Origin of the sequence: Micrococcus sp. HMSC067E09, from assembly GCF_001812555.1 — a bacterium.
Lineage (GTDB): Bacteria > Actinomycetota > Actinomycetes > Actinomycetales > Micrococcaceae > Micrococcus > Micrococcus lylae.
Window position 1 is genome coordinate 37,731 of record NZ_KV809446.1, and the last position, 9,789, is coordinate 47,519.

Annotated in this window: 12 protein-coding genes; 9 read left to right on the forward strand and 3 right to left on the reverse strand. The window is 72.4% G+C overall.

What is annotated here, in order from left to right:
* Nucleotides 1-145: 145 nt before the first annotated feature.
* The 7 genes from HMPREF2863_RS08165 (at nucleotide 146) to HMPREF2863_RS08190 (ending at nucleotide 5,255) form a co-directional block, all read left to right on the forward strand.
* Nucleotides 146-514 (forward strand): LysM peptidoglycan-binding domain-containing protein, encoded by a 369-nt coding sequence (locus tag HMPREF2863_RS08165; RefSeq protein WP_067189902.1) that lies wholly within the window; start codon nucleotides 146-148, stop codon nucleotides 512-514.
* A gap of 256 nt (nucleotides 515-770) precedes the next feature.
* Nucleotides 771-1,877, forward strand: a complete 1,107-nt coding sequence (locus HMPREF2863_RS08170; RefSeq protein WP_070639362.1) for a histidinol-phosphate transaminase — start codon at nucleotides 771-773, stop codon at nucleotides 1,875-1,877.
* Nucleotides 1,878-2,019: 142 nt separating this feature from the next.
* The gene (hisB, locus tag HMPREF2863_RS08175; protein ID WP_174520637.1) at nucleotides 2,020-2,601 is read left to right on the forward strand and encodes an imidazoleglycerol-phosphate dehydratase HisB; all 582 of its coding nucleotides are present in this window, start codon (nucleotides 2,020-2,022) and stop codon (nucleotides 2,599-2,601) included.
* A complete protein-coding gene (gene hisH, locus HMPREF2863_RS08180; RefSeq protein WP_067189907.1) occupies nucleotides 2,601-3,260 on the forward strand; it encodes an imidazole glycerol phosphate synthase subunit HisH in 660 nt (219 codons plus the stop codon). The genes hisB and hisH overlap by 1 nt, the downstream gene beginning before the upstream one ends.
* Entirely contained in the window at nucleotides 3,260-3,415 is a 156-nt protein-coding gene (locus tag HMPREF2863_RS12080) for a hypothetical protein (protein WP_167635517.1), read from the forward strand. Before hisH ends, HMPREF2863_RS12080 begins: the two co-directional genes overlap by 1 nt.
* A 101-nt stretch (nucleotides 3,416-3,516) precedes the next feature.
* A complete protein-coding gene (gene priA, locus HMPREF2863_RS08185; RefSeq protein ID WP_070639364.1) occupies nucleotides 3,517-4,302 on the forward strand; it encodes a bifunctional 1-(5-phosphoribosyl)-5-((5-phosphoribosylamino)methylideneamino)imidazole-4-carboxamide isomerase/phosphoribosylanthranilate isomerase PriA in 786 nt (261 codons plus the stop codon).
* Complete coding sequence (locus HMPREF2863_RS08190; protein WP_070639366.1) at nucleotides 4,299-5,255, forward strand: SseB family protein; 957 nt, start codon at nucleotides 4,299-4,301, stop codon at nucleotides 5,253-5,255. The genes priA and HMPREF2863_RS08190 overlap by 4 nt, the downstream gene beginning before the upstream one ends.
* Nucleotides 5,256-5,346: 91 nt before the next feature.
* Here HMPREF2863_RS08190 and HMPREF2863_RS08195 read toward each other — a convergent pair whose 3' ends face one another.
* From HMPREF2863_RS08195 to HMPREF2863_RS08205, 3 genes are read right to left on the reverse strand one after another with little or no spacing between them, the layout of a single operon-like run.
* The gene (locus HMPREF2863_RS08195) at nucleotides 5,347-5,802 is read right to left on the reverse strand and encodes a MarR family winged helix-turn-helix transcriptional regulator (protein ID WP_070639367.1); all 456 of its coding nucleotides are present in this window, start codon (nucleotides 5,800-5,802) and stop codon (nucleotides 5,347-5,349) included.
* Nucleotides 5,803-5,843: 41 nt separating this feature from the next.
* Entirely contained in the window at nucleotides 5,844-6,557 is a 714-nt protein-coding gene (locus HMPREF2863_RS08200) for a CE1759 family FMN reductase (RefSeq protein WP_070639369.1), read from the reverse strand.
* 2 nt (nucleotides 6,558-6,559) lie between these two features.
* Nucleotides 6,560-7,711 (reverse strand): LLM class flavin-dependent oxidoreductase, encoded by a 1,152-nt coding sequence (locus tag HMPREF2863_RS08205; protein ID WP_070639388.1) that lies wholly within the window; start codon nucleotides 7,709-7,711, stop codon nucleotides 6,560-6,562.
* 119 nt (nucleotides 7,712-7,830) lie between these two features.
* On the opposite strand from HMPREF2863_RS08205, the gene HMPREF2863_RS11855 reads away from it, so the two are divergent.
* Together HMPREF2863_RS11855 and HMPREF2863_RS08215 are read left to right on the forward strand one after the other, a co-directional pair.
* A complete protein-coding gene (locus tag HMPREF2863_RS11855) occupies nucleotides 7,831-8,463 on the forward strand; it encodes a hypothetical protein (RefSeq protein WP_141756395.1) in 633 nt (210 codons plus the stop codon).
* Between the two features lie 128 nt (nucleotides 8,464-8,591).
* Nucleotides 8,592-9,789: MFS transporter (locus tag HMPREF2863_RS08215; protein WP_070639374.1), on the forward strand; the 1,198-nt coding region annotated here is incomplete at its 3' end.

Consider the following 9,789-nt stretch of genomic DNA (forward strand, 5'->3'; position numbering starts at 1 on the left):
CCGTAGCCCAGGAGACCGACCGGTTCAAAGATATGTTCGAACTCGGCATGGCGCGTCTCGAAGACGTGTGCTAGAAAAGTGTTCGAACAGATCGAACGGATGTTCGAACAGCCTGCTCCGGCAGGTGGAAAGGCAAGGCAGCACCATGAACGCTCGCACCCGCTCCGTCACCCGCACCGGCACCGTCCAGGCTGCCGACTGGCGGCTGAACCGCCGCGGCCGCTTCGTCCTGCGCGGCCTGCCCGTGATGGTGCTCGCGGCCGTGCTCACCGCTCTGGCGGCCACGGCCCTGTCCATCACCCTGTCCCCGGCGGCCGTGTCCTCCAATCAGGCCGGCGCGGAGCTGGAGAAGGTCACCGTGATGCCCGGTGACAACCTGTGGGACATCGCCGGCCGTGTGGATCCGGCGGCCGACCGCTTCGCCACCATGGAACGCATCACCGAGCTCAACGGCCTCGAGGGCCGCACCCTCGAGACCGGCGACGACCTCTTCGTGCCGGCCATGGCCGACTGACCCGTTCGTGCCGGCCATGGCCGACTGACCCGCCCGTGCCGGCCATGGCCGACTGCACCGGCTGGATCCCTGCACGTCGTGCCCCCCGATCCCTTCATGTCCTCCTCTTGCGCAGGAACGATCCCGCGGCTCCCGGCTGATCACAGGCCTGCTCCAGACCCCGCCGCCGCCCGGCGTGCTTCCCCCTCTGTCGCTGCCCGCGCCCTCGGGCGTCACGCGGCGGCCGCCGGCGGCGGCGGTTCCTAGACTGATCGCCATGACCGATCTGGACGCCCTCCCGCTCCGCGAGTCCCTGAAGGGGCAGAGTCCCTACGGTGCGCCCCAGCTGGACGTCACCGTCGCGCTGAACACCAACGAGAACACGCATCCGGTGCCTCCGATCGTGGCCGACGCCATCGTGCAGTCGGTCGCCCGGGTCGCCGGCGGTCTCAACCGCTACCCGGACCGTGAGTTCGTGGAGCTGCGCGAGCGTCTGGCGGACTACCTCGGCCACGGCCTCACCCCGGAGCACCTCTGGGCGGCCAACGGCTCCAATGAGGTCCTCCAGCAGATCCTGCAGGCCTTCGGCGGCCCGGGCCGCTCCGTGCTGAGCTTCCTGCCCTCCTACTCCATGTATCCGCTGCTGGCCTCCGGCACGGACACCGAGTTCATCGACGGCGGCCGCGCCGCGGACTACGCGCTCTCCGCCGAGCACGCCGCGGCCTGCATCCGCGGCCACCGCCCGAACCTCGTGTTCCTGGCGTCCCCGAACAACCCGACCGGCACCGCGCTGTCCCTGGACACCATCCGCGCCGTCTACGACGCCACGGAGGAGGTCGCGGCCGCGGGCGGCCCGGCCGCCATGGTCGTGGTGGACGAGGCCTACGCCGAGTTCGCCCTCGCCGGCACCGAGCCGGCCCTCACCCTGCTCGAGGGCCGCCCGCGCCTGGTCGTCACCCGCACCATGTCCAAGGCCTTCGCCCTCGCCGGCGTCCGCCTCGGCTACATGGCCGCGGACCCGGCGGTCTGCGACGCGCTTCGCCTTGTGCGCCTGCCCTACCACCTCTCCGCCGTGAACCAGGCGACCGCCAACGCGGCCCTGCAGCACGTGGACGCACTCCTGGAGACCGTGGAGGAGATCAAGGTGCAGCGCGACCGGATCGTGGACACCCTCCGCGACTACGGCCTCACCCCGGCCGTCTCGGACTCGAACTTCGTGTTCTTCGGCGGCCTCGAGGACGCGCACGCCGTCTGGCAGGGCCTGCTGGAGCGCGGCGTGCTCGTCCGGGACGTGGGCATCCCGCACCATCTGCGCGTCACCGCCGGCACCGAGGAGGAGACCACCGCGTTCCTCACTGCACTGGCCGAGGTGCTCGGCCGCTGAGACCGAGGCGGCACCGCACCGCCCGCCTCCGTACGATGGGAGGCGATTCCCCGAACCGCCCGATCGCCCGGCCCGTCGCCGGCGACCGCACCCAGAGAGGACCGCCGTGGCAGCAGAGCTCGTCTCCGGACGCCGCGCCCGCATGCAGCGCACCACCAGCGAGTCGGACGTGTACGTCGAGATGGACCTCGACGGCACCGGCACCGCCGAGATCTCCACCACCGTGCCGTTCTACGACCACATGCTCACGGCGCTGTGCAAGCACTCGCAGATGGACCTGACCGTCCGGGCCACGGGCGACACTCACATCGACGTGCACCACACGGTCGAGGACGTCGCCATCACCCTCGGAGAGGTCCTCAAGGCCGCCCTCGGGGACAAGCGCGGCATCCGTCGGTTCGGCGAGGCGTCGGTGCCGCTGGACGAGGCGCTGGCGCGCGCCGTCGTCGACGTCTCCGGCAGGCCGTACCTGGTGCACGAGGGCGAGCCGGAGGGGCAGCAGTACCACCTGATCGGCGGCCACTTCACCGGCTCCATGACCCGTCACGTGTTCGAGTCGATCACCTACCACGCCTCCATCTGTCTGCACATGGACGTGGTGCGCGGCCGGGACCCGCACCACATCGTGGAGGCCCAGTTCAAGGCCTTCGCCCGCGCCCTGCGCGCCGCCGTGGAGGACGACCCGCGCGTGAACGACATCCCGTCCACGAAGGGCGCCCTCTGATGGCGAGCCCGACCTCCGTCCCCGGCGTGAGGCCGACCGTCGCCGTCCTGGACTACGGCTCCGGCAACGTCCACTCCGCCGTCCGTGCGGTCGAACGCGCCGGCGCGACCGTGGAGCTGACCGACGACGCGGACACCGTGCTCAACGCGGACGGCCTGCTCGTCCCCGGCGTCGGCGCCTTCTCCGCCGTGATGGAGGCGCTCGCGGCCTCCGGAGGCACCCGCTGGATCGGCCGCCGCGTGGCCGGAGGCCGCCCCGTGCTCGGCATCTGCGTGGGCCACCAGGTCCTCTTCGACGAGGGCGTGGAGCACGGCGTGCGCACCGAGGGCATGGGGGAGTGGCCCGGTCTCGTCGAGGAGCTGCAGGCGGACGTGCTGCCGCACATGGGCTGGAACACCGTCCGCCCGCCCGAGGACACCGTGCTCTTCCGCGGCGTCGAGGACGAGCGGTTCTACTTCGTCCACTCCTACGGCGTGCTGAGGTGGCAGTTCGACCAGTCCATCTCCGCCATGAAGCCGCCGCAGGTCACATGGGCCCACCACGGCACGGACTTCGTGGCGGCCGTGGAGAACGGGCCGCTCTCGGCCACGCAGTTCCACCCGGAGAAGTCCGGGGACGCCGGCCTGCAGCTGCTGGCCAACTGGCTGGGGTCCCTCTGATGCCGTACTGGTCCATCCTCTACCTCGGCCTCGGCGGCATCCTGCTCGGCGCCGCCTGGTCGCTGCGTTCCCAGCGCGCCCCATGGTGGGCCGTCGCGATCGCGCTGGTGCTCGCCGTGATGGCGATCGCCGCGGCGTTCCTCACCGTCCCCTGACGGGTCTGCGGGCTGTGGGCCCGCCTCATGAACCACGACGACGGCCGCCCACCTGTGGTGTCCGTCCCACCCCCTGAACCCCCGAAGAAGGGATCACCCCCATGACCTCCTCCTGCAAGGCCCTCGAGCTGCTCCCGGCCGTGGACGTCCAGGACGGCCAGGCGGTCCGCCTCGTCCAGGGCGAGGCCGGCTCCGCCACCGGCTACGGCGACCCGCTGGCCGCCGCCCTGGACTGGCAGAACGCCGGCGCCGAGTGGATCCACCTGGTGGACCTGGACGCCGCCTTCGGCCGCGGCGACAACCGGGACGTGATGAAGCGCGTCGTCGAGGAGCTGGGCGTGAAGATCGAGCTCTCCGGCGGCATCCGGGACGACGCCTCCCTGGAGAACGCCCTGGCCATGGGCGCCACCCGCGTGAACCTCGGCACCGCGGCGCTGGAGGACCCGGAGTGGACCGCCCGCGTCATCGAGCAGTACGGCGAGCAGATCGCCGTCGGCCTGGACGTGCGCGGCACGGTGCTGGCCGCCCGCGGCTGGACCAAGGAGGGCGGGGACCTCTGGGAGGTCCTCGAGCGCCTCGAGCAGGCCGGGTGCTCCCGCTACGTGGTCACCGACGTGACCAAGGACGGCACCCTCAAGGGCCCGAACACGGAGCTGCTCGCCCAGATGTGTGCCGCGACCACCAAACCGGTGGTGGCCTCCGGCGGGATCTCCTCGCTGGAGGACGTCGCCGCCCTGGCCGCCATGGTGGACCAGGGCGTGGAGGGGGCCATCATGGGCAAGGCCCTCTACGCCGGCCGCTTCTCCCTGGAGCAGGCGCTGGCCGTGGCCGCCGGGGCCACCGTGGACGAGGCCCGTGCCGCGCACCCGTTCGAGGCTGCCGAGTGACCGGCGGGGACACCGAGCACACCGTCGACGTCCCGCAGCCGGGCAGCCGCGAGCTGCCGGGACACATCCGCGCCGCTCTGGACCGGATGCGGGAGAAGACCGCGGGGGAGAACACCGCGGACACCGCCGGCGTCCCCTGGCAGGGGCGGGACCTCTCCGGGCCCGGCCTCGAGGGGTCGAAGAACCCGTTGCACGTCTTCGACGAGGACGACGGCACCAGCCCGGCCGAGTGGACCGAGGTCATGGCTCGGCTGGAGACCAGCGAGGCGGACGAGACGCACGTGACGAAGGTCCTCTCCGGGATCCGCGTCTTCGCCGCCGTGGTGCCGACCCTGGCCGTGGACGAGTCCGACGTGCACGACCATGCGGACCACTCCGGCCACGAGCACGACCTGTCCGAGGGGGACAAGGCCGCCGACGTCGCCCTGGTGACCATGCGCGCCGCCGACGGCCGGCAGGCGCTGCCCGTCTTCACCTCCGTCCCGGCGCTGACGGCCTGGAATCCGCAGGCCCGCCCGGTGGCGGTGTGGATGCCGCGCGCCTGCCTGTCCGCCGTGGACGAAGGCTGTGAGCTCGTGGTGGTGGACGCCGGTGCCGAGCACACCTATGTGGTGCGCCGCCCCGCCGTGTGGGCGCTGGCCCAGCAGAAGGACTGGACCCCGTCCTACTGGGACCAACAGATCGCCCAGGAGATCGGTTCCGTCGCGGACCTTGTTCCCGGTCTGCTGAACCTGGGCCTGGCACCGGGCACCGGAGTGGCCACCGAGTCCGCCTCCGGCACGGTCATGAACGGCGGCGGCTCCGGCCCGGAGCTGCAGGTCGTCGCGATGCCGGAGAAGGGGGCGGACGAGACCGCCGTGCGCCTGATGACCACCACCCTGCGGATGCTGCTGGCCGACCTGCCGCTGCTGGCCGAGCGGGCGGACTCCGTGCAGATCACCGTGCGCCGCTGAGCTACACCGGGCGCGGGGCCGGAACGGGTGTCTGTCCACCGCCAGGGCATGGCCGTCGCGAAGGCTGCCCGCGCGCCGGGACCTCGTACGGTCAGGACAGGTGCCGGCCGAGGCGGGCGAACACCCGTGCCAGGACGGCCAGGTCCTGCTCGGACAGAGCGTCGAGGAAGAGCTCGTCCACGTCGCAGGCGTGCAGGACGGCCGCGCGCCGGAAGGCCTGGGCGCCGGCATCGGTGAGGGACGCCTCCTTGCCGCGGCCGTCGTCCACGGCGTCCTGCCGGACGACCAGCCCGCGCCGGGCCAGTGACCCGATCAGATAGGTCAGCCGGGACGGTGAGAACACGAGCTTCCGGGCGAGTTCGCCCATCCGGAGCCGGCGCTCCGGGGCCTCGGTGAGCAGGAGCAGGACGTTGTAGTCCGCCAGGGACAGGCCCGTCTCGGCACGCAGCGACTGCTCGAGGCGCTGTGTCAGCATGGCACTGGACTCGAAGTAGGAGCGCCACACGTCGCGGCGGCCCGACGGCCACGGGGCATCGACGGAATCCATGGTCCTCCTCCCGGCTCTGACGGTTCCGTGCCCTGCCGGTGTCAGGGCCTTCCCAGTATGGCCGCGAACGGTGTCTCGGTGGGGGAGGGTGCCTGTGCCGTGGGCATGTCCGCAGTCGGCAGCCTCACGGAGGCCTCGGGCGGTCGGGGTGCGGCCCGCTCCCGCAGCACCGCATGGGCCAGGTCTGCTCCGGCGCCTGCGATGCGCACGTCGAGGGCCCCGGCGCCGTCCGCCGCGGCCGGTCCACCGCCCCAGTCGTCCGTCGCGGCAAAGACTCCGCGCGGCAGGGCCGTTGCCCCCAGCTGGGCGAACAGCGGCCGCAGGGAGGTGTCCAGCACGAGGCTGTGGCGGGCCGTGCCGCCGGTCGCGGCCAGCAGGACGGGCACGCCCCGGAGCGCCCCGTCCTCCACGAGCTCCCAGAACGCCCGGGCCATCCCGGCCATGGAGGCCTTGTAGGTGGGGGCGACCACCACGAGGGCGTCGGAGGCGAGCACCGTGTCCAGCGCCCTGTCCAGGTGGGGTTCGCGGACCGTGCCCAGATGGGCCTGTGCCACCGCCGTGGCGAGCGGGCGCAGGGGCACCTGGGCCGTCTCCACATCGAGGCCGTGGGCCTCCAGCTCCCGCCGGGCGGCGTCGTGAAGGCGCGTGGACAGGCGGGTGGTGAGGGACGGCTCGCCCATGCCGCCGGACACGGCGGTCAGCCGGACGGGCGCGTCGGAGGCGTGGGACGCCGTCGGGAAGGAAGGGGTGTGCATGCTCATGCCTCCGCCGCCGCGGCGCGCTCGCGACCGGCGGGGGAGTCCGCTGCCCCGCCGGGCACCGGAGCCTGCCCGCGGCGGGCCCGCTCCACGAGGAAGGCATGGGTGGGTGCCTCGGGGACATCCGTCGGCTTCCGGGCGGCGAACTCCCGGCGCAGTGTCGGCAGCACGTGTTCGCCGAACAGGTCGATCTGCTCCAGCACCACGTCCGTGGGCAGGCCGGCGTGGTCGATCAGGAACATCTGGCGCTGGTAGTCGCCCACCCATTCGCGGAACTCGAGGGTCCGCTCGATCACCTGCTGCGGGGAACCCACGGTGAGCGGGGTCAGGCGGCTGAACTCCTCCAGGGACGGCCCGTGGCCGTAGACCGGGGCGTTGTCGAAGTAGGGGCGGAAGCGACGCACGGCCTCCTGGGAGTCCCGGTGCATGAAGGCCTGCCCGCCCAGGGCCACGAAGGCCTGGTGGGCGGCGCCGTGGCCGTAGTGCTCGTACCGCTGGCGGTACAGGCGGACCATGCGGATCACGTGCTCCTTGTTCCAGAAGATGTTGTTGTGGAAGAAGCCGTCGCCGTAGTAGGCGGCCTGCTCGGCGATCTCGGGGGAGCGGATGGAGCCGTGCCAGACGAACGGGGCCACGCCGTCCAGGGGCTGCGGGGTGAGGGTGACGTCCTGCAGCGGCGTGCGGTGGCGGCCGGACCAGGTGACGGACTCCTCATGCCAGAGCCGGTGCAGCAGGTGGTAGTTCTCCACGGCCAGCTCGATGCCCTGCCGGATGTCCTTGCCGAACCACGGGTACACGGGGCCGGTGTTGCCCCGGCCCAGCGTGAGGTCCACCCGGCCGTCCGCAAGGTGCTGCAGGTAGGAGTAGTCCTCTGCCAGGCGCACCGGGTCCATGGTGGTGATCAGGGTCGTGGCGGTAGACAGGATGATCCGCTGCGTGGCCGCGGCCAGGTAGGACAGCAGGGTCGGCGGGTTGCCGGGCGCCACGAACGGTGGATTGTGGTGCTGGCCCGTGGCGAAGACGTCGAAGCCGGCCTGTTCAGCGTGACGGGCGATCCTGACGGTGTCCTTGATGCGCTGATGCTCGGTGGGAGTGGTGCCGGTGGTGGGGTCGGTGGTGATGTCGCCGATGGTGAAGACGCCGAACTGCATGGTGCTCACGCTCTCCTTGGGGCCGGGCGGAACTTGTCCAAAACTGAACTATGCGGTCCAACGAGGCGGAGGGGCGGGGTATTCCCTGGTATCGGGCGGGGAAGGGCATAATGATGGGCATGGCCTCCCGTGTCTTCGACCCCGCAGGCGGACGCCCCCGGCCGCGGGCCTCGGATGCCTGGGTGATGGAGGGCACCGCCGAGGGGCAGACCCAGCGGACCCTGGTGCTGCCCCGTCTGGCCCTGGACGTCTCGGGCGAGGTCCCTGTGCAGGACGTCGAGGGGCGCGTGATGGGCCGGGTCCGCATCCAGGACACCCCCGGCACCGAGAGGCTGTCCTGCGCTCGCGACCTCACCATGTGGGAGGCCGACGGCACCTTCGCCTTCACTGCCCGGGACGTGCTGGGCCTGGACCGCTGCGTGGTGGAGCTCATGGACGCCGGGGGCCGCCCGCTGGCCGTGGTCCGGCGCTCCCGTACCCTGGCCGGGGTGGAGGTCGTCACCGAGGTCCGCGACGGCACTCGCCTGGTGCTGCACGGCGACGCCCTGGAGGGCTCCTACCACCTCGCTGCGGGCCCCGGCGTGGCCGCCGCCGTGCGCACCACGGCTCCGAGCCACCCTGAGTGGACCGAGGAGGTCACCCAGGTGGTCGTCGCGATCGACCCGGTCGCCCCGCGCATCGTGCGCCTGGCCATCCTGGGCACCATCCTGGCCCTGGACCTCACCCGTACCGCGGCGCAGATGCGCGTCTGAGCCGCCCCGGCCCCCCGCGGGAGCCCCAGGGTGCGTTGCCCGGGACGGCGGGCGGCGTCGTCGTGCTCGGCGGTCCGCCGGTCGTCCGGCGCAGGTGTGAGAGCGCCCCCACGCCCTAGGATGGTCCGGTGGATTTCACCGCCTACCGCCGTCTGCTGCTGGACCCGCGCATCCGCAGCCTGCTGGCCGTGGGATTCGTGGCCCGCTTCCCGAACACCGCCGCCGGCGTGGTGTTGACCCTGCACGTGGCCACCACCCTGGGGCTGGGCTACGGCATGGCGGGCATCGCCACCGCGGTGATGACCCTGGGCATCGCCATCGGCTCGCCCTGGCGCGGAAGGGTGCTGGACCGGCGCGGCGTGCGCCGGGCCCTGCTGCCCTCGGTGATCGCGGTGGTCGTGCTCTGGCCGGTGGTCCCGCACCTGCCCTATGCGCTGATGCTGGTGGGCGTGTTCCTGGCCGGGCTGCTGGCCCTGCCGATCTTCTCCATCGTCCGTCAGGGCCTGGGCGTGATGACCCGCGGACGGGACCGCCAGACCGCCTTCGCCCTGGACTCCATCATCACCGAGACGGTGTTCATGGTGGGTCCGGCCCTCGGGGCCGTGGTGGCCACCCTGGGCTCCACCGCCCTGGGGCTGACCGTCATCGGGCTCTCGGCGGCCGCCGGCGGGATCGTGCTCATGGTCTCGGATCCGCCCACCCGCTCCAGCCAGCTGACCGGACCCTCCGTGCCGGGTGCCTATACCGCCGCCGAGGACCAGGAGCGCGCCGTGGAGCAGGCCGGGCAGGGCGGCCCGGTCAATCCGGGCGCCGGCGCGGCCGAGCTGATGACCGGGGCGCTCCCCGTGGTCACAGGGGCGCTGCCGGCGGTCACCGGCTCCCTCCCGGTGGTCTCCGCCGACACCCAGGACCAGGCTGCTGTCCGCGCTCCACGTCAGCGGCGCCGGCTGACCGCCGGGCAGCGGATGGCCCTGCTGCGCGGCCAGTTCTCCTGGCTGACCGGGCGGGTGGCCGCTGTCTACGCGGTGGCCATGGCCGCCGGCATCCTGCTGGTGGGCACCGAGGTCTCCGCCATCGCGGAGCTGGAGCAGACCGGCCAGGAGGGGGCGGTGGGCATCGTGCTGGCCTTCTGGTGCGGGGCCTCCGCGGTGGGCGGCCTGCTCTACGGTGCGATGGCTCGGGCCGTGTCTCCGCTGGTGCTGATGGCCCTGTTCTCCGTGTCCACCCTGCCCATGGCGCTCGTGGACGGTCTCTGGGTGCTCGCGGCGGTCTCCGTGCTCTCCGGGCTGTTCACCGCCCGTTACCTTCTTCGTGGCTCCTGGATCC